Genomic DNA, 25,556 nt, shown 5'->3' with positions numbered 1-25,556 from the left:
AACGACTCACATCCGCGACGAGCGGATGAGCCCAAGGAACGACGACCGGGGCAAGATCCGAAAGGGACGGCCTAAAGTACGGCGGCGTGGACCCATTGAGACCCGGCCAGGACCCCGCGCGCATAGGCGACCACATCCTGCTCGGCCGGCTCGGCGCCGGCGGCATGGGCCAGGTGTACCTGGCGCGGTCGCCGGGCGGGGGGATGGTCGCGCTCAAGGTGATCCGGGAGGAGATCACCGGGCACCGGGAGGCGCTGGCCCGGTTCCGGCGGGAGGTCGCGACGGTGCGCGCCGTCCGCAGCCCGCGCACGGCGCAACTGGTGGACGCGTCGCTGGGCGAGCCGCCGTACTGGCTGGCCACCGAGTACGTCCCGGGCCCGACGCTCCGTCAGGCGGTGGCCGCCGAAGGGGCGTTCACGCCGGCGGCGTGCCGCGGCCTGTTCGAGGCGCTCGCGGTCGCCCTGGCGGACGTCCACGCCTACGGGGTGACCCACCGGGACCTCAAGCCGCAGAACGTGATCCTGGCGGCCGACGGGCCCCGGCTCATCGACTTCGGGATCGCGCGCGGCCTCGACGACACGGCCCTGACGCGGACGGGTGCCGCGCCCGGCACCCCGGGCTTCACCGCTCCGGAGGTACTCCTGCGCAACGAGACCTCCGCCGCCGCCGACGTCTTCGCGCTGGGCGCCACCATGGCGTACGCGCTGACGGGGAGGCCTCCCTTCGGTGACGGCCCCGCCGAGGCCGTCTCCTACCGGGCGGTGCACGAGGACATCGACCTGACGGGGACGCCGGACCGGGACCCCGGACTGCTCGCGCTGATCCGGGACTGCGTGGCGAAGGACCCCGCCGACCGCCCGGCCGTCCCGGAGGTGATCGCCCGCTCCGCCGCACCGGCGGCCCCGGCCCTCCCGCCGACACGCGTCGCCCCGGACGCCCCCGAGGACCCGGAACCGGAACCGGACCGGAGCCGGGACCGGGGCCCGGGTACGCGGACGGACGCGGGCACGGCCCGCCGCCGGCGCGGCGGATGGGGCGCGGTGGCCTTGCTCCTGGTGCTGGCGGGCGTGGCCGGCACCGCCGCCCGGCAGGCGTGGAACGCGGACGAGGGGAACGGCGGCACCGGGGCGGGGGCCACCGGCGGGCCGACGCCGTCGGGCACGTCCGGACGGGACGCGCCCGCTCCGACCCGCGAACCCGCCGACCCCGCCGACCCCGCCCCACCGGTCGAGTCCGCCTCCGAGGTCCGCTGGTCCCTCTCGAAGGACCCGAAGCAGGCACGGCTGGGCATCGGGCAGTGCGACCGGCTCGCCGAGGGCGGTCCGTCCGGCGGTTCCACCTCGACCTCGGTCACGTACCTCTCCGGCGCCTCCTCGGCCGAAGTGGGCTTCTCCTTCTCGGGCGAGGGGGCCCTCCGCCTGGTGGCCGGCGTGAAGCCGCCCGGCGGGAAGGGGTTCGGCCACACCACGCGGCCGATGCGGGTCGGTCCGGCGGGGAAGACCCTGGTGTATCCCCGGGACTTCCCCGGGGCTCCGCCCGTGACCTCGAAGGCGGGCGACTGGACGGTCGTCGTCTACCGCGCCGGGACCGACGACCGGACCCAGTGGAAACGCTTCGGCTGCACCGGCTTCCGCGCCGCCCGCTCCGGCGGCTGACCCGCCCGTCCCGACCCGCCGGATACGGACCGTGTCCGACCGGCGGCATGACCAGCGCTCCAGCACGGCCCGCCGGGCTCGCGGTGTGCCTCGTGTTGCGTACGTTTGCCCGTGAGGAGCGGTGGAAGAGTTGATTCCGACGACCGGTCGGCCGGGCCGAGGTCGGGACGGCCGGACTTCCTCGCCGCCACGACTCGAACGGAGCCCTCCGTTGCGCTTCTACGCCCAGACGCCCGCCCGCCGGAACCGTCAGGTGCTCGTGGACCTGATCGCCGTGGCCCTGATCGCCGTGGCGGTGTGGGTGGCCCTCGCCGTCCGCGGGACGATCATGCTGCTGGCCGAACCGGGACGGAAGGTGGAGAGTTCCGGCGGCGATCTCGCCAGGGAGCTCGACCAGGCGGGGGACGCGGCGGCGGACGTGCCGTTGGTCGGTGACGTCCTGGAGAAGCCGCTGCGGTCCGCGGCCGACGCCGGTTCGGGGTTCGCCGACGCGGGCGTGGCGTTCCAGGAGACCGTCGGCCGGGTCGCCGACGTCGTCACGGCCGCCCTCATCGTCGTCCCGGTGCTCTTCGTCCTGCTGCTGTGGCTCCCGCCGCGTCTGCTCTGGATCCGCCGGAGCACCACCCTGCGCCGTCTCGCCGGGACTCCCGGGGGCGCCGACCTGCTCGCCCTGCGCGCCCTCACCGGGCCTCCGGGCGTGCCGGCCGGGCTGCCGGTGCCGTCCGGCGGTTGGGCCGACGCCTGGCGCCGGGGGGACCGGCAGGCCATCACCGACCTCAGTGCGGCCGCGCTCGAACACGTCGGGCTCCGGCCTTGAAGCGGTCGGCGGCCGGCGGCTGGCGGTCGGCGGTCGGCGGTCGGTGGCCGGAAGCCGGAGACCGACGGTTCGGTGATCGGCGGTCCGCGGTCCGGCGGTTCGGCGGTTCGGCGGTCGGCCCGGGGAAGGGCGGCGGCCTCGTTCCGCCACCCCCGTGCGGGCGATACTGATCGTGGTGGGCGCCCCGCCGTCGTGCCGGTCGCGGGACCGGCCGGTGGGGTTCGCCTTGTCGATGTCTCCGAGGGGAGCCGTACATGAGCACGGCGAAAGACCTGTTCCTCATCTCCGTGGAACCGGGGCCGGGGCCCGACGTGGGGCAGGGTGACCTGTCGCTGGCGCTCGCGGGAGCCGAGCTGATCGATCTCGTCGGCGCGGGGGCCGTCGCCGTGGACGACGATCTCGTCGTGCCGGGCGGGCCGTCGGGACCGGACGACCGGCTGCTGGCCGAGGCCGAGGCGGAGCTCGTCCGGCAGCCGCCCTACGAGAGGGTCGAGGACTGGCTGTGGCGCCGGGGCCGGGACCTCGCGGCCGCGTACCGGACCGCGCTCGAGGAGGACGGCGAGCTGAGGCGGAGGCGAACCGGCCGGTTGCCCTTCGGTCCGGAACGCGTGGAGCCGGTCGACACGCCCGCCCGCCGCCGGGCGGTCGGCCGCCGGGAGGAGGGGGAGCCCGTCCTGGCAGCCCTCGCCTCGGCCGTGGGGATCGGCGGCGGGCGGCCCGACGAGGAGCCCGGTTTCGACGACGAGGCGGTGACGAACGTGGTGGCCGCCGTCCACGACGCGGTGATGGAGCTGGAGGCCGTGCGCCAGCGGCGGACCATCGAGAACACGGCCTTCGCCAACGTCTGGCGCGGGCCGTGAGCCGGTCGCCCGGCCGGAGCCGGTGACGCCGGATCCCCTCCGGCCGCACCGGAGGGGATCAGTCCCCGTACGTTCCGTACACCAGGAGCAGGCACAGGGCCGCGACCGGCACCACGGATCCGGCGAGCAGGGCCAGCGCCGCCGGGGCCGCCGCCGTCAGCCGTGCCCGTCCCTCGCGCCGGCCCGAGCGGAACACCGCGCGGGCCGGGACGAACGGCACCGTCAGGAGGGCGAGGAGGAGCACCGGCACCAGGAACCGGCTGAACGTCGTGGTCCCGGTGCCGGTGGCCAGGCGCCAGGCGGTCGTGCCGAAGACCGTCGCCGGCCAGGCGAAAAGGCCGAGGGCGAGGACCGAGGCCACGGCGACGACCAGCCCCTCGGTCAGCCGTTCGGTGCGCGTACGCTCTCCGCGTTCCGCCCCTGCCCGGTCGTGCTCCATGTCCGCTCCCCCCGCGCCGCAGCCCGACACCTGCGGTGTTCCGGGGCTGCGGATGTGATGATCTCACGACCCGTCGCCCGCCGAGCAGGCGTTCAGGCCGGGGCCCGCAGGCCCGCCAGGAGCCGGTCGAGCGCCTGTTCCGCGGCCCGGGGGTCCCCGCCCCGCGCGATCCAGAGCGCGGCCTCGTTCATCGCCCCCGACAGCAGCCGGGCCAGGGGCTCCACCGGCCGGTCGGCGAGGGTTCCGGCCGCGACGAGCGCCTCCAGAGCCTCCGCGAGGTGGCGGGCGGAGGACTCCTCGTCCAGGGTCCGCCACTCGTCCCAGCCCAGCACGGTCGGCGCGTCGACCAGCAGGATCCGCCGTACCGCCGGATCGGTCCCGGCGGCCAGGAAGGCGCGGCAACCGGCCCGGAGCTGCTCCCACAGGTCCTCGTGCCGCTCGGCCTCGGCCGCGACCCGCTCGCCCAGTTCGTGCTGGACCTCGGAGACGACGGCCCGGAAGAGCCCCGCCTTGCTGTCGAAGTGGTGGTAGGCGGCTCCCTTGGTGACCCCGGCGGCCCGCGCCACGTCGGCCAGGACCACGTGGTGGTAGCCGTCGGCGGCGAACCGCCGCCTCCCCTCGGCCAGCAGCGCCCGCCGCGTGGCCGCCCGCTGCTCCGCCCGGTTGACCGCCATCGGCCGCACGTCCTTCCCATTTCGCATACCCGGGGTATGCTAACGGAGAAATTCGCGTACTCCGGGTATGCGAAAACGGAGCGGAGGAGCTCGACCATGACGAACGGACCCGCCACCACGCCGACGGCCCCGCTCGGCGGCTTCTACCCGGTGCTCGCCACCCGGGACGTGGCGGCCTCCCGGGACTTCTACACCCGCCACTTCGGGTTCGAGACGACCTTCGAGGCCGACTGGTACGTCAGTCTGCGTCGTCCCGACGCCCCGCAGTACGAGCTCGCCCTCCTCGACCACGCCCACCCGACCGTTCCCGAGGGCCACCGGGCCGCGCTCCGGGGCGGCCTGCTGCTGAACTTCGAGGTGGACGACGTGGATTCCGAGCACCGGCGGCTCGTGACGGAGGCCGGCCTGCCCGAGGTGCTGTCCCTGCGCACCGAGGAGTTCGGCCAGCGGCACTTCATCGTCGCCGCCCCCGACGGGGTGCTGGTCGACGTCATCACCGTCGTCCCGGCCCGTGGGGAGTACGCCGCCCAGTACACCGGCGTCTGACGCCCGGGCGGGACGCGACGGCACCGCCCGCCCCCTCGGCCCAGGCGTACGACTGCCTTGCGGGGGCCGCCGGGGTCCCGGGGGCGACGCGGGACCCGAGCGCGGCGCCCGTGCCGAGGACCTGGCCGCCGGGTCGCGGGAGCCCGGGGCCCTGCCGCGTCCCTCACGCCCCGCGCGGGTTCTCCCCGGCGAGGCCCGAAAGGGACGGCCCGGACGACCTAGACGTCCTTGCCGTCCGCGCCCGCCGGGTCCGTCCCGGTCGTCTCGCCGGTTCCGGCCCTGCCGTCCTTCTCGTCCGCCGCGTCCTTCTCGTCCTTCTCGTCCGCGTCGTCGGGGCGCTGTTCCGCCTTCGCCGCGGCGATCTCCGCCGCCGCCGAGTAGGTCTCCGGGACCGACAGGATCGCGGCCACGCCGCGCGCCGCCGCGCCGGCCGCCCGCACCACGGCCTCCGCCAGTTCCTCCACCATCACGGCCCCCTTTGCTCTCGGCGATACGCGGTCGTAGTCGTACTCGGTAGTACGACGTGCTTCACCCCTACTGACGTGCGGAGACGTCGGAAGGTTGAGCGGACGGCGCGGATTTCGCGGCGGCGACGAAGGCGCGGACCAGGGCGTGGTCCTTCACGCCGGGCGCGGACTCGACGCCGCTGGAGACGTCCACGCCCCAGGGGCGGGCGGTGGCGATGGCCTCGGCGACGTTCCCGGGGGCGAGGCCGCCCGCGAGGAGCCAGTGGCCCTCGGGGCGGGCGGCGTCCAGGAGCGAGAGGTCCCATCGCGAACCCGAGCCCGCCTTCGGCGAGTCGAGCAGCAGGACCTCCTCTCCCAGCGCGCCCACGCGCGTGTCGGGCCCGTCGGCGAGCGCGGTCGCCCGCCACAGACGCGGGTGGACGGACGCGGCCGCCTCGAACTCCGCGGGTCCGTAGGCGCGGCCGTGCAGCTGGAGCGCGTCGAAACCGAGGCCGGCGGCGATCCGGGCGGCTTCGGCGGCCGGGGTGTCGTTGACGACGAGGACCGACACCACGCCGTCCGGGACCCGCCCGACGAGGCCCGGCAGCCGGTCGCGGTCCAGGCCCCGGACACTGGTCCCGCTGATGACGAGGCCGATCGCGTCCGCGCCCGCCTCGGCGGCCACGTCGATGTCGGCGGTCGTGGCGAGCCCGCACACCTTGACGAACACTCTGTCGCTCCTCTGCTCCCGTCCCGGCGCCGCCGAGCCTACTGACCGCGTCCGGCGTCGTCGATCCGCCGCTGGTGGACCCGCAGGTGGAGGGTGGCCAGGTCGAGCAGCGGGGTCGGCACGCCCAGGGCGCGGGCCCGCGCGGTCAGGTCGCCGAAGAGGTGCTCGACCTCCGTCGGCCGCCCCGCCGTCAGATCCCGGTAGAGGGACGGCACCATCGGGGAGCCGGGGGCCGACACGACGGCCAGGGACGCCGCGCGTTCGGCCTCCGGCAGCGGGTGCCCGGCCGCCGCGGCCACCGCCGCGCCCTCGGCGAGGACCGCGGGGCCGAGGCCGGGGCCGCCGGGGGCGTCGTACACCTCGCCGACGGTGCCGCGCATCAGGCTCGTCACCGCGCCGATCGTGGTGATGAAGACCCACTTGTGCCACATCGCGGTGACGATCGACGCGGGCACGGGCGCGTCGATGCCGGCGTCCTCCAGCACCGTACGGATCTCCTTCACGCGCGGCGAGACCGTGCCGTCGCGCTCGCCGAGGGCGAGGTGCGCCAGCGGTGCGAGCCGCCGGACGGTCCCCGCGTCGTCGAGCGTCGTGACCACCTTCGCGACCCCGCCGAGGACCGCGCCGGCGCCGAAGCGGGCGTCCAGGGCGTCGAGATGGGCCATGCCGTTGAGCAGCGGCAGCACCGCCGTGCCCGGGGAGACGAAGGGGGCCAGGTCCGTCAGGGCGGCGTCGAGGGCGGTCGACTTCACGCCGAGCAGGACGAGGTCGTACGGCCCTCCCGCCGGCGTCTCGCCTGCCGTGACGAGCCGGGGCGCGTCCAGGACCCACTCCTCGTCCCGCCCGGCCACCCGCAGCCCGCCCGCGCGGAGCGCCGCCGCGCGGCCGGGCCGCACCAGGAAGGTGACGTCCTGCCCGGCGCGGGCCAGCATCGTGCCGAAGTAACCACCGGTGGCACCGGCACCGACGACCAGGATCTTCATGGGGTTCCTCTCGTGGGGAGCAGCGGGGTGAGCAGCCGGTGCGGGCGGGCGAGGGCCGCCGTGACCGGGTCGGCGTCGTCGCCGGGCGGGGGGAGCCCCGGGCCGGGCGCGACCAGGAGGTCCCCGGGCGGGACGGCGGCCCCGCAGCCGGAGCAGTGCCCGTCGGGGCCGGTCGGCGCCCCGTCGGCGTGGTGCAGGAAGACCCGGCGGGGCCCGTCGCCGTTCGCCGGGTGGTGCGCCTCGCCCCAGTCGGTGAGGGCCCGGACGGCCGGCCAGAGCCCGAGGCCCTTCTCCGTGAGGGCGTACACCTCGCGCCGGCCGCCGCCCGGCTCCCGGCGGCGGTCGAGGACGCCGGCCCCGGTCAGCCCGGCCAGCCGCTCGGCGAGCACCGACCTCGGTACGGCGAGGTGCGCGGCGAACTCGCCGAACCTGCGCACCCCGTAGAAGGCGTCCCGCAGGATCAGCAGCGTCCAGCGCTCGCCGACGACCTCCATCGCACGGGCGAGGGAGCAGCTCTGGCCGCGGTAGTCGCGCGGAAGGGGCACGGCGGCAGCGTAGCCGTAAAAGTTCGGTCACCGAACTCTTTCTGCGAGGAGCCCGGGGGCGGGGTCGCCCCGGGGGACCGCAGGGCGGTTCCCCGGGGGTGGGAGCGGTCGTCCGTCTCCCGGGGACGTCCGGCCGGCGGGCGTCGCCGCGCCGTCCCCGGACGGGGCGTCGTCGTCCCCGGGCGGCCTTTTCCGTTGCCGGTCGGGGCATTTCTGTTCGAGTGAAAGGGGCGACTAGGCTCTCGCTCACCATGAACCAGCCCACGGAACCCAAGGCCGACAAGTCGGGCGTGCGCCGGCACAACCTGAGTCTCGTCCTCAGGACCGTCCACGACGCCGGCGAGACCACCCGGGCCGCCGTCGCCGCCCGCGTCGGGCTCACCCGGCCCGCCGTCTCCTCGCTCGTGGAGCAGCTCCTCGACCTCGGGTTCCTGGTCGAGTCGGGGAAGACCTTCAGCGGTCAGGCGGGCCGCCCCGGCACCGTCCTCAAGCCGGCCGGGACCGGGCCCGCGGGGCTCGGCGTCGAGATCAACGTCGCGTACGTCTCCGTCTGCCTCGTGGACCTCACCGGCACCGACCGGCTCCGCCGCACCGTGCGGCTGGACAACCGCGCCGACGCCCCCGCCGTCCTCGCCCGGGCGGCCGGCGTCGCCGCCGAGGCGCTCGCCGACGCCGACGCCCTCGGCCTCGCCCCGGCGGGCGCCGCGCTCGCCCTGCCCGGCCTGGTCTCCGACGGCACCGTCCGCCAGGCCCCCAACCTCGGCTGGCACGACACCCCCGCCGAGCGCCTCTTCGGCGAAGCGCTCGCCGCGCTGCGCCCCGCCGCGGGCCGCCTCCCCGTCGCCTCCGACAACGAGGCCAACATGGCCGCCCTCGCCGAACTCCGCTTCGGCACCCCCGGCACGCCCCGCACCTTCCTCCACCTCACCGGCGAGACCGGCGTCGGCGGCGCCGTCGTCGTCCATGGCGAACTCCTGCGAGGCGCCCACGGCTTCGCCGGCGAGATCGGCCACCTCGTCGTCGACGCCGAGGGACCCCGCTGCCGCTGCGGCTCGCGCGGCTGCCTGGAGCAGTACGCCGGCCAGGCCGCGCTGCTGCGCGCCGCGGAGGCCGGCGACGTGGACGAGCTCGCCGGGTGCGCCGAGCGCGGGGACACGCGTGCGCTCGCGGCCCTCGCCGAGGCCGGCCGGATGCTCGGCCGGGCCCTGTCGGGCGCGGTCAACCTCCTCGACCCCGAGGCCGTCGTCCTCGGGGGCATCTACCCGCGCCTGATGCCCTGGCTGGCCCCCGCCGTCACCGCCGAGCTCGCCGAACGGGTCGTGTCCGGACTCTGGCCGGCCGACGCCGGCCGGCTGCGGGCCGCCTCCCCGGCCGCCGACGCGGCCCGCGGCGCCGCCGCCCTCGTCCTCCGCGACGTCCTCGCCGACCCCCTCGCCCACACCCTCTGAGCCCGCCTCCCCTGAGGCCTCCTCCGGGGCCGTTTCCCCTGAGCCCGCCTTTTGGGCCCGGGGCGTGGGCCCGTGGCGCGGGCCCGCCGCGGGCCACGCGCGCGTGCCGGCGGGCGGGGAAACGGCCGGGCGGGCGCGGCCGGAGCCCGGCTAGGGTGCGGAGATGTCACCGACCGTCATACCGCCCAAGCCGCGCCCCGGGGACCGGATCGCCGTGCTGTCGCCCGCCGCCGGACTGCCCGAAGTGCTGCCGTTCCCCTTCGACCTCGGCCTGCGGCGGCTGTCCGAGGAGTACGGGCTCGTGCCCGTCGAGTACCCGACCACGCGCAAGCTGGGCGCGTCCGCCCGGGACCGGGCCGCCGACCTGCACGCGGCGTTCGCCGATCCGACGGTCGCGGCGATCGTCGCCAGCATCGGCGGCGACGACCAGATCACCGTCCTGCCGCACCTCGACGACGAGTTGATCCGCGCGCATCCGAAGCCGTTCTTCGGCTTCAGCGACAACACCAACCTCCTGATGCGGCTGTGGAACCTCGGGGTCGTCGGCTACCACGGGGCCGCGGTGATGACCCAGTTCGGCCGGCCCGGCGCCGTCCACCCCGTCACCGACGCCTCCGTCCGGGCCGCGCTCTTCGGCTCCGGACCGTACGAACTCCCGGCCCCGACCGACACCAACGACGTCGAACGGCCCTGGGAGGACCCCCGCACCTTCGACTCCGCGCCCGTCATGGAACCGGCCGGCCCGTGGCACTGGCACCGGGCCGAGCGGGTCGTCGAGGGCCGCTCCTGGGGCGGCTGCCTGGAGATCGTCTCGCAGCTCCTCATGGCCGGACGGGAGATCGCGGAGCCGGCGGCGTACGAGGGCGGGGTGCTGTTCCTGGAGACCTCCGAACTGCTGCCCTCCGCCGACGAGGTCTTCCGGATCCTGCGGGCCATGGGGGAGCGCGGCCTGCTCGCCCGCTTCCCGGCCCTCCTCATGGGCCGGGCCCGCGCCTGGTCCTTCGGGACGCCGAACGACACCGCCGCCCGGGCCGCCTACCGGGAGGCCCAGCGCGCCGCCGTGCTGCGCGCCCTCGACGCGTACGCCCCCGACACCATGGCCGTCTTCGACGTGGACCTCGGGCACACCGACCCGCAGGTGGTGATCCCGTACGGCGGCACCGTCCGCGTCGACGGCCCCGCCCGCCGGATCACCGTCACCTACTGACCGGCCGCCGACCCGGCGCCGCCTCCCGCGGCGCGTCCCGCTCGTGCCGCACGAGGTGGTCCCGGACCAGCGCCACGTGCGGGTGGGCCGGCGGGCCCGGCCGGTGCACCAGGAAACCGGTGTTGATCGGCGGGTCCTCCGGCAGGTGGAGCGGTACGAGAGCACCCGAGACCAGCTCCGCCGCGCACAGGTAGCGGGGCAGCACGCTCACCCCGGCGCCGCCCGCCACCGCCGCCCGCACCGCCCGCAGATCCGGGACGGTGACCGCGGGCACGGCCGTCAGGCGGCGGCCGAAGACGTGGCGCCAGTACCGGCGCAGGATCGGCAGGTCCTCGGCGTACGCGACGAGGGGGACGCCGTGCAGCGCGGCGGGCCCCTCCGCGGCGATCCGGTCCCCGAGCCGCTCCGCCCACACCGGCGCGCCGACGAGGACGAACTCCTCGTCGGAGAGCGGCAGCCAGGCGAGGCTGCGGCCCCGGGGCCGTACCGTCGACACCACCAGGTCGTGCCGTCCGGCCCGCAGCTCGTCGAGCAGCCCGTCGGTGAGGCCGAAGGAGACGCGCAGCCGCACCCCGCGCTCGACCAGCGGCGCGAGCGTCGGCAGCACGCTGTGCGCGAGGAACTCGGCCGGACCCGCCAGATGGACCGGCTCGGCCGGCCCCTCCTCGCCGGGCGAGCCGGCCGCCGCCCCGGCGGCGGCCCCCAGCGCGTCCAGCGGACCCATGATCCGCGTCGCGAGGTCGTCCGCGAACGGCGTCGGCGCCGCCCCGCGCGGCCCCCGCTCGAACAACTCCCGCCCGAGCCGTCCCTCCAGCGCCCTGATCTGCGCGGTCACCGTCGGCTGCGAGACCCCCAGGACCCGCGCCCCCGCGGTGAAGGCCCCGGCCCGGTACACGGCGAGGAAGGTCCGCAGCTGGTTCAGGTCCGGCAGCCCGCCGTTCCCCACCGCGAGCCCGTGCCCGGCTCCGGCTCCGGATGCCGGGCCCGGCTCCGGGCCGCCCGCCGCCGACGCTCCAGGCGAGCCATCGGAATTCCTATCGTTCACATGCCCGAGCCTATTGGATTCCCATGGGTCCTCGCGCCTACGGTCGAACCCTCACCGGTCCGGTGGCCCCCGAAGGGGCCCGGGCCGGTCCGCTCCCACGAACGAGAGGCCCGCAGACCCATGTCGAAGATCCTTTTCGTACTGACCGGCGCCGACCACTGGACCCTCGCCGACGGCACGAAGCACCCCACCGGCTTCTGGGCGGAGGAGGCCGTCGCGCCGTACGAGGCGTTCACCGCGGCCGGTCACGAGGTCGTCGTCGCCACCCCCGGCGGCGTCGTCCCCACCGTCGACCGGGGCAGCCTCGCCCCCGAGGTCAACGGCGGCCCCGAGGGCGCCGAGCGCGTCGCCGCCGCCCTCGACGCCTTCGCGGCCCTGCGGAAGCCGCTCCGCCTGGAGGACGTCGACCTCGCCGAGTACGACGCCGTCCTCTACCCCGGCGGCCACGGCCCCATGGAGGACCTCGCCGTGAACGCCGGCTCGGGCCGGCTGCTGATCGACGTCCTCGACTCCGGCAAGCCGCTCGCCGTCGTGTGCCACGGCTCGGCCGCCCTCCTCGCCGCCGTGGGCGAGGACGGCGCCAACGCCTTCGCCGGCCGCCGCGTCGCCGCCTTCACCGACGCCGAGGAGACCCAGGCCGGTCTCGCCGAGCGGGCGAAGTGGCTCCTGGAGACCCGGCTCCGCGAGGCGGGCGTCGACGTCGACGCCGGCGAGCCGTGGGCCCCGCACGTCGTCGTCGACGGCAACCTCGTCACCGGTCAGAACCCCGCCTCCTCCACCGCCCTCGCGGACGAGGTCCTGAAGAAGCTGGCCTGACGCCCGCCCGGGCGCCCGCTCAGCCCCCGGCCGCCTCCCGGGTGATCCGGTCGAACTGGGCGCCCATCGCGGCGGCGAGGGCCTGCGCGGCGGAGAGCGGGCGGACCATGACGGTGAAGTCGTCGATCAGCCCGTCGTCGTCGAAGTGGAGGAAGTCGCAGCCCTGGATCCGCTTGCCGTCGACGGTGGCGGTGAACACGAAGGCGTGGTCGCGGCCGTCCGGATTCGCGATCTCGCGGACGTAGGTGAAGTCCTCGAAGACGCGCAGGACCCCGCGGAGGATCGCGGCGGTGACCGCCTTCCCGGCGTACGGCTTGAAGGCGACCGGGCTGGTGAAGACGACGTCCTCGGCGAGCAGCGCCTCGACGGCGGCCTCGTCGTGGTTCTCGACGGCGGTACGGAAGGGGTGCACGGGGCCTCCACGGCGTCCACGGTGATACTCAATAAATTGAATAGGTGTAGGGGAGGGTAGGTTCCGGGCGGGGGCTTGTCCAGGGCGGCGGGCCCGCCGGACGGGGCGGACGGGCCCGCCGCGAGGACGACGGATCCCCCAGGCCCTACGGCCCCGCGACCGCTCGCCCCGCGCGCCCACCCGGCCTCGCCCCAGAACCTCGGCTGCCCGGCCTCGCCCCAGAACCCCAGCCGCCCGCCCGGCCCCACCCGGCCTCGTCCCAGAGCCTCAGCCGCTCCGCCCCGCTCCGCCCCGCTCCGCCCCGCCTCGCTCCGGAACCCGCCCGCGGGCTCTCATCCCGCTCTCACGCGGGCCTTATCCCCGCCTCACGCGGCGCCCCTACCTTCGCGCCCATGTTCTTCACCTACCTCCGGCGCGAACTGCGCCGCCGCAGAAAGGCGGCGCTCGTCGTCGCCTCCGGGCTCGCGCTCGGCATCGCGCTGGTCATCGTCGTGACCTCGGTCTCCGCCGGCATGAAGCAGGCCCAGGGCAAGGTCCTCGAATCCCTCTACGGGCTCGGTACGGACCTGACGGTGACGAAGGCCCAGGAGCGGCCCGCCGAGGGCGCGCAGCCCGCCCGGCCCCGGTTCGAGTTCCAGGGCGGCGAGGACGGTGAGGAGCAGAGCGGCGACCGGCTCATGGTCCAGGGCTTCCAGACCCTCGCCGACTCCACCGTCGCCACCGTCGCGAAGCAGGCCGGAGTCGGCCGCGCGGTCGGCGGCCTCAGCCTCGTCAACCTGAAGATCAACGGCGAGTTCCGGCGCGGCCAGATCCAGCGCGGCGAGGGGCAGAGCCAGGGCCGGCCCCCGGGCCAGGGCGGAACCGGCGGCGGTCCCGGCGACACCGTCACCGGGGGCGGCGCCGCCTTCGACGTCGACTCCTTCACCCTCTACGGCACCGACGTCACCACCCCCGACCTCGGCCCCCTCACCACCTCCACCGTCACCGAGGGCCGCGCGTTCAGGACCACCGAGACCGACGCCGCCGTCGTCGTGGTCGACAGCGCCTACGCCCAACAGCAGGACCTCGCCGTCGGCGACGAACTCACCGTCAAGGGCGTGACGTTCGAGGTCATCGGCATCGCCACCGCCGACAGCGGCCAGTCCGCCGCCCAGGTCTACCTCCCGCTCGAGCGGGCGCAGACCCTCTCCGGCTCGGCCGGCAAGGTCACCACCGTCTACGTCGAGGCCACCGACTCGACGCGGATCGACGCCGTCAAGGCCGCCATCCAGAAGAACGTCCCCGGCACCACCGTCACCACCTCCGCCGACCTCGCCCAGACCGTGTCCGGCTCCCTCGACACCGCCGCCGGTCTCGCCTCCGACGTCGGCCGGTGGCTCTCGTACGCCGTCCTCCTCGCCGCCGTCCTCGTCGCGGGCCTCCTCACCTCCTCCGCCGTCAGCCGCCGCGTCCGCGAGTTCGGCACCCTCAAGGCGCTCGGCTGGAAGAGCGGCCGCGTCACCCGCCAGGTCGTCGGCGAGGCCCTCGTCCACGGCGTCATCGGCGGCGCCCTCGGCATCGCCGTCGGCCTCGCCGGCGCGTACGCCGTCACCGCCGTCAGCCCCACCCTCACCGCCGAACTCGGCGCGAGCGCCGGCGGGTTCGCCGGACGCGGCGGCGGCGTGGTCCTCGGCGGCCCCGGGGGAGCGGGCGGGCCCGGCGCGGCGCGCACCGCCGCCGGCCGCAGCGTCGACATCGCGCTCACCGCCCCCGTCAGCCTCACCACCGTCGGCCTCGCCGTGCTCCTCGCGCTCGCCGGCGGCCTCGTCGCCGGAGCCTTCGGAGCCTGGCGCGCCTCCCGGCTGCGGCCCGCCGACGCGCTGCGCCGCGTCGAGTAGCCACCCCGACCTTCCCCGTACCCCAGGAGTCCCCCCATGTACGAACTCATCGGCGTCACCAAGCAGTACCGGCGCGGCCAGGCGAGGGTCGACGCCCTCGCCGGGATCGACCTGACGATCGCCCAGGGCGACCGGCTGGTCGTCCAGGGCCCCACCGGCGGCGGCAAGTCCACCCTCCTCCAGATGCTCGGCGGGCTCGACCGCCCCACCGCCGGCAGCGTCCTCCTCGACGGCACCGACCTCGCCAAGCTGTCCGAGAGCCGGCTCACGGCCGTCCGCGGCCAGTACATCGGCTTCGTCTTCCAGAGCTTCAACCTCATCCCCACGCTCACCGCCCAGGAGAACGTGGAGACCGCGCTCGTCCCGCTCGGCGTCAAGGCCGCCGAGCGCCGCCGCCGGGCCGCCGAGGCGCTGGAGTCGGTCGGACTCGGCGAGCGCCTCGCCCATCTGCCGTCCGAGCTGTCCGGTGGTCAGCAGCAGCGCGTGGCCATCGCCCGGGCGCTGGTCAAGCGACCCCAGGTGCTGCTCGCCGACGAACCCACCGGCAACCTCGACGAGTCCACCCGCGACGAGATCGCCGACCTCCTCGAAGGGCTCTGGAAGGAACACGGGCTGACGTTCGTCATGGTCACCCACGACAGCGCCCTCGCCCGCCGCGCCCCGCGCCTCGCGACCCTCCGCAAGGGCCGCGTCACGGTCACGGAGAACCCGAAGGCGGCGGCCCCGACAGGGGCGTGAGACGCGCGGGCCCCGGATCCGGACGCCGCCCGGGGCGTTCGACGAGGCCGGCGTCGGCGGGCGGGTGGCGGCGCGGGGCACGCCCGCCCGGGACCTCGGCCCCGGCCAGAGCTTCACGGACGGACGGGGGCCGTTGTCAGTGGCAGCCCCTACCGTTCGGATCATGACGACGACCTATCTGGAGCTGTCGCAGGACGGCGGCGGTGCCCACAAGTTCTACGAAGTGACCGTCGACGGCCTGGAGGTGTCGGTCCGCTACGGCCGGATCGGCACGGCCGGCCAGACCCAGCGCTCCACCTTCGCCACCGCCGACAAGGCGCGGGCCGCCGCGGCCAAGAAGATCGGCGAGAAGGTCCGCAAGGGATACGCCCCCGCCGTCCCCGGTCAGCGCGCCGCCCGCGCCGTCACCCGCCGGGCGGTCGGCTCCGCGCCCTCCACGGCCCGCGCCGTCGCGCCCGTCCTCTGGCGCTTCCGGACCGGCTCCGCCGCCTTCGGCATCCACGTCGACGAGGAGCGGATCTGGGTCGGCAACCAGGCGGGGGACGTCTTCACCCTGGACCACGGCGGCGAGGTGCTGGCCCGCTTCGGCCTGCCCGACGGCGTGAAGTGCCTGGTCGCCGACGACTTCTGGATCTACGCGGGCTGCGACGACGGCAAGGTCTACGACCTCTCCTCCAAGCTGCCCTTCGCCGCCTACGAGATCGGCGCGGACGTCGACATCTTCTGGCTCGACATCCACGAGGGCGTCCTCGACGTCGCCGACCGCTCCGGCCGGCTCACCGTCATCGACCACGAGGACGAGCACCAGTGGTCCCGCTCGGGCCGCGGCGAGTTCGCCTGGATGGTCCGGGCGGACGGCCGCGCCGTCTACTACGGCGACACCAGCGGCGTCACCGCCTACGCGGCGGACGGCACCGGCGAGCTGTGGCGGACCGCCACCGACGGGGCGGTCCTCTTCGGCTGGCAGGAGACCGGCTCCGTCTACGCGGGCACCGGCCACCGCAAGGTGCAGCGGCTGGCCAAGGCCGACGGCCGCGTGGAGGCCGTCTACACCTGCGACGCGAGCGTGTACTCCTGCGCCACCTCGCCCGGCGGCCGGTTCGTCTTCGCCGGCGACTCGGCCTCCTCCGTCTACTGCTTCGCCGAGGACGGCACCCGGCTGTGGAAGCTCTCCACCGGCGGCGGCTCCGCGCTCTCCATGCAGTACCGCGACGAGCGGCTCTACCTGGTGACCACCGACGGCTCGCTGGTCTGCGTGGACGCGAGCGAGGCGGCGATCGCGGCCGCCCAGCAGGGCAGCGTGCCCGTCGTACGGGACGTCAAGCTGGCCGCCGCGCTGCCCACCTACACCCCGGCGACCACCGCCGCCGCCGTCGCCACCGTCGTCTCCGTGCAGGAGGCGCCGAGCGGCTCGATCGTCGTCGAGTGCGTCCGCGAGGGCGGCCGGAGCCGCGTCCGGGTGGTCAGCCACGGCTACGAGCCGTCGTGGAACGTGCAGTTCCCGCGGGCCATCCGCGAACCCGGTGCCCGGTACGTCGTCGAGGCGCTGCACCCGGCGGCCGGCGGCTTCTACCGGGTGCGCGGCGAGATCCGGCGGCTGCTGTGAGCCGGGAACCGGGCGGCAGGGGCGCCTTCGAGGCGGCGACGGGCGACGGTCCGCCGCTCGCCGGCGATCCCGAACAGCGCTCCCGCGAGGTCAGGTCCGCGCTCGACGGGCTCCGGCAGATCCGGCGCCTGACCGCCGGCCGGGACGGCGCCGGTGGGGCGGTCCCCGCGGAATGGGAACGGCGGCAGCCGGTGCGGGCCGTGGCCCTGGCCCTGGAGGCCGGCGGGCTCGCGCCGTCGGCGGTGGACGCCGACGGGGCCAGGACGGCGACCGGTTACCGGGTCCGGGCGGGGGAGCGGCCGGCCACCGTCGTCGTCGAATGGCTGGGGCCGCCCGGCTCCGGCGCCGCCGGGCAGGAGGCCACCGCCCTGGCGGAGTGCGCCGACGTCCTCGACCGGCTCGGCTGGGAGGCCCTGCTCTACAAGGGGCCGCGCGGCCGCCGCTTCCTGGAGGTGGAACCGGTCACGACGGCCCCCGGCCCGGCCCCGTCCTGAACGGACGGGCACCGGGCCGGGACGGGGGGCGTGCTCGGGCGCGCGGGCCCTCGCGGAGGGCTCGCCCGGACGCGTCGCGTCAGGCGATCGAAGCCGAGACGATCGCGGAGACCGCGAGGTTGCAGGACGCGGTCACCCAGACCGCCGGGTGCGGCTCCGGGTCCACCAGCGTGGCGCCCAGCTTGCCGGGCGTCACCAGGTCCACCACGAGGAACGCGACCGCCATCATCACCAGGCCGAGGAGACCGAAGGCGGCCGTCGAGGCCAGGCCCTTGCCGAAGTTGTCGTAGGTGGTCCAGATGGAGGTGAAGACGATCCCGCCGATGCCGAGCAGGGCGGAGCTGAGCAGGATGGCCGCGTTGCGGTTGCGGTCCTCCCATATCTGCCGGCCCAGCTTGCCGGGGGTCAGGATGTCCACCAGGACGATGCCGAGGATCAGCAGGACCACGCCGAGGGCGCCGTAGGCGGTGGCGCGGCCGAGGCCGTTGACGATGTCGGTCATGGGAAGCCGGCTCCGGAAAGTGGTGATCGCGAGCGATCGACGGTCGAGGACCGGCAAAATCTAGCGCACAGAACGCGCCGGTCCGCCGCCCGCCCGGAGATCGGGCCGACGGCGGACCGGAGGAGCCGCCGGAGGACGGCCCGGACGAGCCGGCCCTGCCGGGACGGATCAGACGCCCGGCGGCAGGCGCCGGGCCCGCGAACGGATCTGGAACGCGGTGACGATCTCCGCCGCGCCGACCGCGATCAGCCAGATCCCGCCGAGCAGCGTCAGCACCGCGACCGACTCCAGCGGGGACACGATCAGCACCGCCCCGGCCACGGCGCTCACGAGCCCGAGGAACACCTGCCAGCCCCGGGCCGGCATCGCCGGATCGGAGGCCGCCGCCACCGTCTGCGTGATGCCGCGGAACAGCCAGCCGATGCCGATCCACAGTGCGAGCAGCAGGATCGACTGCGTCGCGCCCCGGAAGCAGAACAGGCCGAGGAGGATCGACAGGGCGCCGCTGATGAAGGCCAGCACCCGCAGCGAGGTCGTGGCGTGCGTACCGAAGGCGGCGACCAGCTGCGTCACACCGCTGAAGAGCAGGTAGAGGCCGAAGAGCACCCCGGCCGCCACCAGCGAGGCGCCCGGCCACACCAGCACGAGCACCCCGAGGACGAGCGCCACCGCCCCGGCGAGCAGCAGGGCCTGCCAGGCCGCGCCGGCGAGCGTCCTCAGCGGCCCCTGCGGCAGGTCGGTCCCGGTGCGGCCGTCGTGCGGCCGTTCACGTGTCTGCGTCATGGGTTCCGTCTCCTCTTTCCTCGGGGCCGCTCCCGGACGGCCGGGACGGCGGCGGCCACCCCAGTCAAGCAACACGGGGCAAACGCCGCAAAACATGACACGCGTGGAGTACTCGACGGCCTCCCGGGCGGCGGCGGGCGGCGGACCCGCCGACAGTGGAGGCGTCCACGCCCCTTCCCGCATCAGGAGATCCCCATGAACCGACGCGACCTCGGGCTGCTCGTGCTGAGGGTCGGCACCGGTGCCGTGCTCGCCGCGCACGGCACCCAGAAGCTCTTGGGATGGTTCGGCGGCGGCGGGATCGAGGGCACCGCCCAGGCGATGGAGGCCATGGGCTTCCACCCGCCCCGCGAGTCCGCCGTCGCCGCCGGACTCGGCGAGGCCGGCGGCGGCGTCCTGCTCGCCCTCGGCCTGGCCACCCCCGCGGCCGGCGCGGCCGCCGCCGGTGCGATGGCGGGCGCCGTCTCCGTGCACGCCCCGGCCGGCTTCTTCGCGCAGGGGGGCGGCTACGAGTACCCGGCCTTCCTCGGTTTCACCGCCGCCGCCATCGGCCTCACCGGCGCCGGCCGCTACTCCCTCGACCACGCCACCGGGCACGTCCTCGACCGCCCGTGGGTGGTGGCCACCGCCTTCCTCGGCACCGCCGTCGCCGCCGCGGCCGTCGTCGGCCGACGCGCCCAGGCCAGGGCCGCCGCGGCGGCCGGCGGCGAGGAACCGGGCGACGACCACTGAACCCCGCGCGGGGCGTTAGGCTCGCCGCAGAGGAAGGGACGGACTCCGGGCAATGAAGATCGATCTCACGGACACCAGCTCCAGCGCGATCAACAAGGCGATCCTGGAGGGCCGGAGAGCCGTCGGCACCCCCGCCGTCGGCGTGGTCCTCACCCTGGTGATCGTCACCGACGAGGAGCACGCCTACGACGCGGTGAAGGCGGCCAACGAGGCGTCGAAGGAACACCCTTCGCGCATCCTCGTCGTCATCCGCCGCCGGGCGCTCTCCCCGCGCGAGCGGCACGTCACCCGGCTCGACGCCGAGGTCCGGCTCGGCACCGACGCCGGCTCGGGCGAGACGGTGCTGCTCCGCCTGCACGGCGAACTCGGCGCCCGCGCCGACTCGGTGGTGCTGCCGCTGCTGCTGCCCGACGCGCCCGTCGTCGTCTGGTGGCCGGTCGACGCCCCGGCGGTCCCGTCCAAGGACCCGCTCGGCGCCCTCGCCCAGCGGCGGATCACCGACGCGTTCGCGGTCGAGGACCCGCTCGGCGCACTGGCCGCCCGGGCCGCCTCGTACGCCCCCGGCGACACCGACCTGGCCTGGACCCGGCTCACCCCCTGGCGTTCCATGCTGGCCGCCGCCCTCGACCAGGCCGGCACGGACGTCGTCTCGGCGGCGGTGGAGGCCGAGGAGGCCAACCCCAGCGCGGAGCTGCTGGCCCGCTGGTTCGAGGTCCGGCTCGGCGTCCCCGTCGACCGGATCGTCTCCGACGGCCCCGTCGTGACCGCCGTCCGCATGGGCACCCCGCAGGGCGAGGTCCGGATCGACCGCCCCGAGGGCCCGGTCGCCCGGCTCGCCATCCCCGGCCAGCCCAGCCGCGTCCTGGCCCTCAAGGTCCGCTCGACCGCCGAACTGATCGCCGAGGAACTGCGCCACCTCGACCCCGACGACGCCTACGCGGCGGCCCTGGAGGGCCGTTCCTCCTGAGCCGCCGCGCCGGGAGGCCCCGGACTTCGCCCGGGGCCTCCGTGGGTGTCGCCGTGGTGGGCCGTCGCCGTCAGACCCGCTGCCAGAGCGCCGGTACGTTCGGCGGCTCCCAGCCGGTCTGCGCCTGGTGGCCCTGGAGGCAGCGGTAGGTGGAACCGCCGTACGTGACGGTGGCGCCGGCCGCGTACACCGTGCCCGCCTTCCACGTGCCGCCCGGCTCCGGCTCGCCCGGGCCCGGGCCGGGGCCCGGGTCGGTGCCGGTGGTCTTCAGGGTCAGGCCGTAGGTCGACAGGATCGGGTTCAGCGGCTGGAAGTACGTGGTGCCGCCGCTGGAGCAGTTGCCGGAGCCGCCCGAGGTGACGCCCTGCGCCTGGCTGCCGGAGATGTACGAGCCGCCCGAGTCGCCGGGCTCGGCGCAGACCGTCGTCCGGGTCACGCCGGAGATCGTGCCCTCCGGGTACGTCACGCTCGTGTTGTGCTGCTGGATGGTGCCGCAGTGCCAGCCGGTGGTGGAGCCCGAGCGGCAGACGGAGGCGCCCACGGGCTGCAGCACGGAGCCGGTGACCTGGACGTTCGCGCCGCCCGCGCCCTTCACGTACGGGGTGGCGGTCCAGCTGCTGTTGGCCGCGACCCACGCCATGTCGCTGCCGGGGAAGACCGAGCCCTGGAAGCTGCCCTGGGCGACCTGGTTGTAGCCGCTGGTGGTCTGGCCGGCGCGGCCGCAGTGCCCGGCCGTCGCGAAGCCCTGCGTGGTGCCCCGGGTCACCGGGAAGCCGACCGAGCAGCGCCCGCCGCCGCCCATGTAGTACGCGTCGCCGCCCCGGAGGTCGTACAGCGGGCGCGGCGCCTCGGTGCTCCGCTCCACCCGCACCAGCTCCCGCGGCACCCCGGTGGCCGCCGCCAGGCGCGCCCCGGCACCGGCCCGGACCTCCTCGACGACCAACTGGTTGGCGCGCACGTCCACGTACCGCACCGGCGCGTCGGCGCCCGCGGCCCGGTCGAGGGCGGCCTTCGCCCGCTCCAGCGAGGACAGGTCGTGCCGGACGAGCCGGGCCGTCGCCCCGGCCGCCCGGATCGCGTCGAGGTCGGCGGCGCGGGTGGTGGCCACGGTCAGGGAGCCGGACTCGGCCCCCTCGACCCAGGCCCCGGCGAAGGAGCCGCCGATCCGGTCGCGGAGCCGGGCGGCGGCGGCGCCAGCCTCGGCCTCGTTGACGAGCCGGCGCTCTGCCTGGGCCCGGGTCAGGCCCAGGTCGCGGCCCATCGCGGCGAGCAGTTCGGGCTGCGCCTCGGCGGCGCCGAGCGCCCGAGCGGCGCTCTGCGCGCCGGGCGCGGCTCCGGGGGAGGGCTGCGCGGCGGTGGCGGACCCGGCCTGAAGCCCGGCCAGCACCATCCCGGCGGCGGCCAGCGCGGTACACGCCGCACGGGCGTGTCGTCGGAGCATGGGGAGTCTCCTCGGTTCTCGGTGGGGGATCTGCCGAGAACCGTAGGAACCGCCCGGGGCCCCGGGCACCCTCCGGTCCGCCCCCTCCCCGGCGTTATGGCCCCGGGGACGGCCCCGGCCGGGCCCCCGGGTCCCCCGTCCGGCCGGCGCTGCGGGCCAGGGCCTCCGCGTGGGCCTCGCGGGTGTGGGCGAGGACGGTGGCGGCGTGGGCGGCGGCGCGGCCCTCGGGGTGCCAGCCGAGGAGGTGGCGCCAGACGAGGGGGGTGCCGGTGAGGGGGCGGGTGACGATGCCGGGGGTGGCGGGGAAGGTCGCCCGGCAGAGGCCGACGGCGCGGCCCACCTGCACCAGGTGGACGCAGGAGGCGGTGTCCGTCTCGTACACCCGGGCCGGGGTGAAGCCGGCCCGCACGCACGCGGCGGCGAAGCAGTCGCCGAAGCAGCCGTCGCCGGGCACGTCCGTCCAGTCCGCGTCGGCCAGTTCGGCGAGGGCGAGCTGCGGGCGGGCCGCCAGCGGGTGGCCGGTCGCCAGCATCACGTACACGGGGTCGCGGGCCACCTCCGTCCAGGCGAGCCGTCCCGCCTCCGGCGGGGAGCTCTCCCCGCAGACCCCGACGAGCGCGAAGTCGAGCCGCCCGGCGGCCACTCCGCGCGCGACCTCCCGCTCCGACCAGGAGGTGTACGTGGTCACCTGCGCGTCCGGCTCCGCCCGCGCGAGCCGGTCCACCAGGCCGCCGAGCAGCGGGCCGTGGGTGCCGCCGAGCCGGTGCCCGGCGGCGCCGTCGCGGGCGAACCGCACGGCCTCCTCCTGGAGTTCGCAGACGGCGGGCAGCACCACCCGTGCCCGGTCGAGGACCAGGTCCCCGAGCGCGGTGGCCCGCACGCCCTCCCGGCCGCGCACGAACAGGGCACCGCCCAGGGCCCGTTCGATCCTTTTGAGCTGGGCGCTCAGCGCGGGCTGCGCCAGTCCGAGGGCGGTCGCCGCGCGCGTGAGGCTGCCGGCCTCGGCGATCGCCCGGACCGTCTTCAGGTGCCGCAACTCCAAGTCCATGCGGCCAGCTTGACGACCCCCGGCCGGTAGGTCCAGACCAAGGAGGGAGGGGATTCGGGCTACCGGGCGCGGAGGCGCTCCGGCAGCCAGGCCAGCTGCGCGGCCTGCTGGAACGCGCCACCGCCCTCGTGGTCGTTGAAGTCGTAGACCTCGATCGCCTTGTCCTCGTGCGCGTACGCGTTGAACGCGGCGAACACCGTCGACGGCGGGCACGTCAGGTCCTCCAGGGCGGTGGAGAACAGCGCCGGAGCCGTCGCGCGGGCCGCGAAGTGTACCCCGTCGAAGTAGGCGAGGGTCTCCCGCACCCGCTCCGTCCGGCCCCGGTGCGTCTTCAGGTAGTTGCCGATCTCCCGGTACGGCGTCCGGTCCGTGACCGTCGTCGCGCGCGGGAAGTCGCACAGGAACGGCACGTCGGGCGCCACCGCCACCAGGTCCGGCACGAGCCCCGACACGGCGACGGTGATGCCGCCGCCCTGGCTGATCCCGGTCACCGCGGTGCGGGCCGCGTCCACGAGCGGATGCGACCTGGCCGCCTCCACGGCACGCACCGCGTCCGTGTAGACCCGCCGGTAGTAGTACGTCTCCGGGTCCTCGACGCCCCGCGTCATGAACCCGGGGAAGGCGGGCGCGCTGCCCACCGGGTCCGCGGTGTCGCCCGGCGCCCAACCACTGCCCTGGCCGCGGGTGTCCATCACGAAGTGCGCGAACCCGGCCGACGCCCACAGCAGATGGCTGTGCGCGAGCCCGCGCCCCCCGCCGTAGCCGATGAACTCCACGACGACCGGCAGCGGCTCGGTGGTGCCCGCGGGCACCACGAACCAGCCCTTGACCGGCTGTCCGTCGAAGCCGGAGTACGTCACGTCGTACGTCTCCACCGTCGCGAGGCCGGTCGCCACCCGCTCGAACCGGGCGTCGAGCCCGTGCTTGCGCGCCTCGCCGAGCGTCCCCGCCCAGAACGCGTCGAAGTCCGCCGGTTCCACGGACGCGCTGCGGTACTCGCGGAGCCGGTCGAGGGGCAGGTCGAAGAGGGTCATGGACACCACCTGGTCGGTCGTCACGTTCGAAATGTCGACCGGTCGGACCCGGCCCGACCCACCCTAACGTGCACATACGCCAGGCCGATCCTCGATCTTCTGTCCAGACCCGAGCGAGCCTTGTTTCCCCCGGGCGCCTTTGGGGTTCAAGGTGGGGGCCGACAGCGACGAACGGAGGGGTGTGGTGATTGTCGGAGTCCTCAAGGAGGCCCGGGACGGCGAGCGGCGGGTGGCCGCGACGCCCGTCACCGTCGAGAAGATCCGCGGGTTGGGGTACGAGGTCGTGGTCGACCCGGGAGCGGGCGCCGCGGCGGGCTTCGCCGACGCCGCGTACGAAGAGGCCGGCGCCCGCGTCGGCGAGGCGGTCGAGGCGGACATCGTCCTGGGGGTGAACGCCCCGCCGCCCGAACGGCTCGACCGGGCGCGGCCCGGGGCCACCGTCATCGCCCTGTTCGCCCCCGCGACCTCCCCGGAGACGGTCGAGGACCTGGCCCGGCGCCCCCTCACCGTCCTGTCGATGGACGCCGTGCCCCGCATCAGCCGGGCCCAGTCCATGGACGTCCTGTCCTCGATGGCGAACATCGCCGGCTACCGCGCCGTCGTCGAGGCGGCCCACGAGTTCGGCCGCTTCTTCACCGGCCAGGTGACCGCCGCCGGCAAGGTGCCGCCGGCCCGGGTCCTCGTCGCCGGCGCGGGCGTCGCCGGCCTGGCCGCCATCGGCACCGCGGGTTCGCTCGGCGCGATCGTCCGCGCCACCGACCCGCGCCCCGAGGTCGCCGACCAGGTCCGTTCGATGGGCGGCGAGTACCTGTCCATCGAGTCGGCCGAGACGGAGGTCTCGGCGACCGGCTACGCCAAGGAGATGGGGGACGACTACAAGGCCCGCGAGGCCGCCCTCTACGCCGCCCAGTGCCGCGAGGCCGACATCGTCATCACCACCGCGCTGATCCCGGGCCGTCCCGCGCCCCGGCTGATCACCGCGGAGATGGTCGCCACCATGAAGCCCGGCTCGGTCATCGTGGACATGGCCGCCTCCAACGGCGGCAACGTCGAGGGCTCCGTCGCGGGCGAGCGCACGGTCACCGCGAACGGCGTCACCATCCTCGGCTACACCGACCTCGCCGGCCGCCTCCCCGCCCAGGCCTCCCAGCTCTACGGCACCAACCTGCTCAACCTCCTGAAGCTCATGACCCCCGGGAAGGACGGCGCGCTCGTCCTCGACTGGGACGACCCGGTGCAGCGCTCCGTCACCATCGTGCGCGACGGCGAGACGACCTGGCCGCCGCCGCCGGTCCAGGTCTCGGCCGCCCCCGCGGCGGCCGCCGCCGCCACCCCGGCCCCCGTGTCGCCGGTGAAGACCCCGATGAGCCAGGGACGCCGCTTCACCGCCGTCGCCCTCTCGGCCCTCGCGCTCTTCCTCGTCGTCGGCTTCGCGCCCGTCGCGCTCCTGTCGCACGTGACCGTCTTCGTGCTGGCGATCGTGATCGGGTACTACGTGATCGGGCACGTCCACCACGCCCTGCACACCCCGCTGATGTCCGTCACGAACGCGATCTCCGGGATCATCGTCGTCGGCGCGCTGCTGCAGATCGGACACGGCGGCACCGTCGTCACCGTGCTCTCCGCAGCGGCCATCCTGCTGGCGAGCATCAACGTCTTCGGCGGCTTCGCGGTGACGCGCCGCATGCTCGCCATGTTCAACAGGAGCTGA

The 25,556-nt window shown here is 75.6% G+C and carries 27 protein-coding genes; 14 read left to right on the top strand and 13 right to left on the bottom strand.

The genetic code is table 11. The features are described 5' to 3' along the window. Nucleotides 1-86: 86 nt before the first annotated feature. The 3 genes from IE245_RS36685 to IE245_RS04315 all read left to right on the top strand — a co-directional run bounded on the left by IE245_RS36685 (nucleotide 87) and on the right by IE245_RS04315 (nucleotide 3,332). The gene (locus tag IE245_RS36685) at nucleotides 87-1,655 is read left to right on the top strand and encodes a serine/threonine-protein kinase (protein WP_229851062.1); all 1,569 of its coding nucleotides are present in this window, start codon (nucleotides 87-89) and stop codon (nucleotides 1,653-1,655) included. A gap of 211 nt (nucleotides 1,656-1,866) precedes the next feature. Further along, entirely contained in the window at nucleotides 1,867-2,472 is a 606-nt protein-coding gene (locus IE245_RS04320; protein WP_189945368.1) for a hypothetical protein, read from the top strand. Between the two features lie 254 nt (nucleotides 2,473-2,726). Beyond that, nucleotides 2,727-3,332 (top strand): GOLPH3/VPS74 family protein, encoded by a 606-nt coding sequence (locus tag IE245_RS04315; protein ID WP_189945367.1) that lies wholly within the window; start codon nucleotides 2,727-2,729, stop codon nucleotides 3,330-3,332. A 58-nt stretch (nucleotides 3,333-3,390) separates the two neighbouring features. On the opposite strand, the gene IE245_RS04310 is transcribed toward IE245_RS04315, so the two are convergent. Both IE245_RS04310 and IE245_RS04305 read right to left on the bottom strand, forming a co-directional pair. Beyond that, nucleotides 3,391-3,771, bottom strand: coding sequence for a hypothetical protein (locus tag IE245_RS04310; protein ID WP_189945366.1), 381 nt, complete (start codon nucleotides 3,769-3,771; stop codon nucleotides 3,391-3,393). A gap of 92 nt (nucleotides 3,772-3,863) precedes the next feature. Then, nucleotides 3,864-4,472 carry a TetR/AcrR family transcriptional regulator gene (locus IE245_RS04305; RefSeq protein WP_229851061.1) on the bottom strand — a complete coding sequence of 203 codons (609 nt, stop codon included), beginning with the start codon at nucleotides 4,470-4,472 and terminating at the stop codon, nucleotides 3,864-3,866. A gap of 69 nt (nucleotides 4,473-4,541) precedes the next feature. Here IE245_RS04305 and IE245_RS04300 point away from each other — a divergent pair, with 69 nt between their 5' ends. Next, nucleotides 4,542-4,991, top strand: a complete 450-nt coding sequence (locus IE245_RS04300; RefSeq protein ID WP_189945364.1) for a VOC family protein — start codon at nucleotides 4,542-4,544, stop codon at nucleotides 4,989-4,991. A 218-nt stretch (nucleotides 4,992-5,209) separates the two neighbouring features. On the opposite strand, the gene IE245_RS04295 is transcribed toward IE245_RS04300, so the two are convergent. The 4 genes from IE245_RS04295 to IE245_RS04280 all read right to left on the bottom strand — a co-directional run bounded on the left by IE245_RS04295 (nucleotide 5,210) and on the right by IE245_RS04280 (nucleotide 7,695). Beyond that, the gene (locus IE245_RS04295) at nucleotides 5,210-5,458 is read right to left on the bottom strand and encodes a hypothetical protein (protein ID WP_189945363.1); all 249 of its coding nucleotides are present in this window, start codon (nucleotides 5,456-5,458) and stop codon (nucleotides 5,210-5,212) included. Between the two features lie 67 nt (nucleotides 5,459-5,525). After that, nucleotides 5,526-6,167, bottom strand: a complete 642-nt coding sequence (locus IE245_RS04290) for a phosphoribosylanthranilate isomerase (protein ID WP_189945362.1) — start codon at nucleotides 6,165-6,167, stop codon at nucleotides 5,526-5,528. A gap of 38 nt (nucleotides 6,168-6,205) precedes the next feature. Further along, complete coding sequence (locus IE245_RS04285) at nucleotides 6,206-7,150, bottom strand: ketopantoate reductase family protein (RefSeq protein WP_189945361.1); 945 nt, start codon at nucleotides 7,148-7,150, stop codon at nucleotides 6,206-6,208. Continuing rightward, on the bottom strand, nucleotides 7,147-7,695 hold the full coding sequence (locus IE245_RS04280; protein WP_189945360.1) for a winged helix-turn-helix transcriptional regulator: 549 nt from the start codon (nucleotides 7,693-7,695) through the stop codon (nucleotides 7,147-7,149). The genes IE245_RS04285 and IE245_RS04280 overlap by 4 nt, the downstream gene beginning before the upstream one ends. Before the next feature lie 251 nt (nucleotides 7,696-7,946). On the opposite strand from IE245_RS04280, the gene IE245_RS04275 reads away from it, so the two are divergent. Together IE245_RS04275 and IE245_RS04270 are read left to right on the top strand one after the other, a co-directional pair. Continuing rightward, the gene (locus IE245_RS04275; RefSeq protein ID WP_189945359.1) at nucleotides 7,947-9,143 is read left to right on the top strand and encodes an ROK family transcriptional regulator; all 1,197 of its coding nucleotides are present in this window, start codon (nucleotides 7,947-7,949) and stop codon (nucleotides 9,141-9,143) included. Nucleotides 9,144-9,306: 163 nt separating this feature from the next. Continuing rightward, on the top strand, nucleotides 9,307-10,350 hold the full coding sequence (locus IE245_RS04270) for a S66 family peptidase (RefSeq protein WP_189945358.1): 1,044 nt from the start codon (nucleotides 9,307-9,309) through the stop codon (nucleotides 10,348-10,350). Here the strand turns inward: IE245_RS04270 and IE245_RS04265 are convergent. Further along, nucleotides 10,340-11,296 carry a LysR family transcriptional regulator gene (locus IE245_RS04265; protein WP_189945357.1) on the bottom strand — a complete coding sequence of 319 codons (957 nt, stop codon included), beginning with the start codon at nucleotides 11,294-11,296 and terminating at the stop codon, nucleotides 10,340-10,342. The genes IE245_RS04270 and IE245_RS04265 overlap by 11 nt on opposite strands. A 219-nt stretch (nucleotides 11,297-11,515) precedes the next feature. Here IE245_RS04265 and IE245_RS04260 point away from each other — a divergent pair, with 219 nt between their 5' ends. Further along, complete coding sequence (locus tag IE245_RS04260) at nucleotides 11,516-12,211, top strand: type 1 glutamine amidotransferase domain-containing protein (RefSeq protein ID WP_189945356.1); 696 nt, start codon at nucleotides 11,516-11,518, stop codon at nucleotides 12,209-12,211. Nucleotides 12,212-12,230: 19 nt separating this feature from the next. On the opposite strand, the gene IE245_RS04255 is transcribed toward IE245_RS04260, so the two are convergent. Next, nucleotides 12,231-12,623, bottom strand: a complete 393-nt coding sequence (locus IE245_RS04255) for a nuclear transport factor 2 family protein (RefSeq protein WP_189945355.1) — start codon at nucleotides 12,621-12,623, stop codon at nucleotides 12,231-12,233. A 392-nt stretch (nucleotides 12,624-13,015) separates the two neighbouring features. Here IE245_RS04255 and IE245_RS04250 point away from each other — a divergent pair, with 392 nt between their 5' ends. The 4 genes from IE245_RS04250 to IE245_RS04235 all read left to right on the top strand — a co-directional run bounded on the left by IE245_RS04250 (nucleotide 13,016) and on the right by IE245_RS04235 (nucleotide 17,338). Then, nucleotides 13,016-14,500, top strand: coding sequence for an ABC transporter permease (locus tag IE245_RS04250; protein WP_189945354.1), 1,485 nt, complete (start codon nucleotides 13,016-13,018; stop codon nucleotides 14,498-14,500). Between the two features lie 36 nt (nucleotides 14,501-14,536). Then, on the top strand, nucleotides 14,537-15,238 hold the full coding sequence (locus IE245_RS04245; protein WP_189945353.1) for an ABC transporter ATP-binding protein: 702 nt from the start codon (nucleotides 14,537-14,539) through the stop codon (nucleotides 15,236-15,238). Nucleotides 15,239-15,401: 163 nt separating this feature from the next. Then, on the top strand, nucleotides 15,402-16,844 hold the full coding sequence (locus tag IE245_RS04240) for a WGR domain-containing protein (RefSeq protein ID WP_189945352.1): 1,443 nt from the start codon (nucleotides 15,402-15,404) through the stop codon (nucleotides 16,842-16,844). Next, a complete protein-coding gene (locus IE245_RS04235) occupies nucleotides 16,841-17,338 on the top strand; it encodes a hypothetical protein (RefSeq protein ID WP_189945351.1) in 498 nt (165 codons plus the stop codon). Before IE245_RS04240 ends, IE245_RS04235 begins: the two co-directional genes overlap by 4 nt. 79 nt (nucleotides 17,339-17,417) lie before the next feature. On the opposite strand, the gene IE245_RS04230 is transcribed toward IE245_RS04235, so the two are convergent. Together IE245_RS04230 and IE245_RS04225 are read right to left on the bottom strand one after the other, a co-directional pair. Continuing rightward, nucleotides 17,418-17,840, bottom strand: coding sequence for a DUF350 domain-containing protein (locus IE245_RS04230; RefSeq protein WP_189945350.1), 423 nt, complete (start codon nucleotides 17,838-17,840; stop codon nucleotides 17,418-17,420). Nucleotides 17,841-18,008: 168 nt separating this feature from the next. Then, entirely contained in the window at nucleotides 18,009-18,623 is a 615-nt protein-coding gene (locus IE245_RS04225; RefSeq protein WP_189945349.1) for an HdeD family acid-resistance protein, read from the bottom strand. A gap of 195 nt (nucleotides 18,624-18,818) precedes the next feature. On the opposite strand from IE245_RS04225, the gene IE245_RS04220 reads away from it, so the two are divergent. Together IE245_RS04220 and opcA are read left to right on the top strand one after the other, a co-directional pair. After that, entirely contained in the window at nucleotides 18,819-19,355 is a 537-nt protein-coding gene (locus tag IE245_RS04220) for a DoxX family protein (protein ID WP_189945348.1), read from the top strand. A 52-nt stretch (nucleotides 19,356-19,407) separates the two neighbouring features. Next, a complete protein-coding gene (gene opcA, locus IE245_RS04215; RefSeq protein WP_189945347.1) occupies nucleotides 19,408-20,322 on the top strand; it encodes a glucose-6-phosphate dehydrogenase assembly protein OpcA in 915 nt (304 codons plus the stop codon). A 70-nt stretch (nucleotides 20,323-20,392) separates the two neighbouring features. Here the strand turns inward: opcA and IE245_RS04210 are convergent, their stop codons facing one another. The 3 genes from IE245_RS04210 to IE245_RS04200 form a co-directional block, all read right to left on the bottom strand. Further along, entirely contained in the window at nucleotides 20,393-21,763 is a 1,371-nt protein-coding gene (locus IE245_RS04210) for a carbohydrate-binding protein (RefSeq protein WP_189945346.1), read from the bottom strand. Between the two features lie 94 nt (nucleotides 21,764-21,857). Beyond that, the gene (locus IE245_RS04205) at nucleotides 21,858-22,811 is read right to left on the bottom strand and encodes a LysR family transcriptional regulator (RefSeq protein ID WP_189945345.1); all 954 of its coding nucleotides are present in this window, start codon (nucleotides 22,809-22,811) and stop codon (nucleotides 21,858-21,860) included. Nucleotides 22,812-22,870: 59 nt separating this feature from the next. After that, nucleotides 22,871-23,845, bottom strand: coding sequence for an acetylxylan esterase (locus IE245_RS04200; RefSeq protein WP_189945570.1), 975 nt, complete (start codon nucleotides 23,843-23,845; stop codon nucleotides 22,871-22,873). A 184-nt stretch (nucleotides 23,846-24,029) separates the two neighbouring features. Here IE245_RS04200 and IE245_RS04195 point away from each other — a divergent pair, with 184 nt between their 5' ends. After that, complete coding sequence (locus tag IE245_RS04195; RefSeq protein WP_189945344.1) at nucleotides 24,030-25,556, top strand: Re/Si-specific NAD(P)(+) transhydrogenase subunit alpha; 1,527 nt, start codon at nucleotides 24,030-24,032, stop codon at nucleotides 25,554-25,556.

This window comes from Streptomyces roseolus, from assembly GCF_014649855.1.
Taxonomy (GTDB): Bacteria; Actinomycetota; Actinomycetes; order Streptomycetales; family Streptomycetaceae; genus Streptomyces; species Streptomyces roseolus.
Note: the sequence above shows the minus strand (reverse complement) of the source record. Positions and strands in the feature narration are given on the sequence as shown.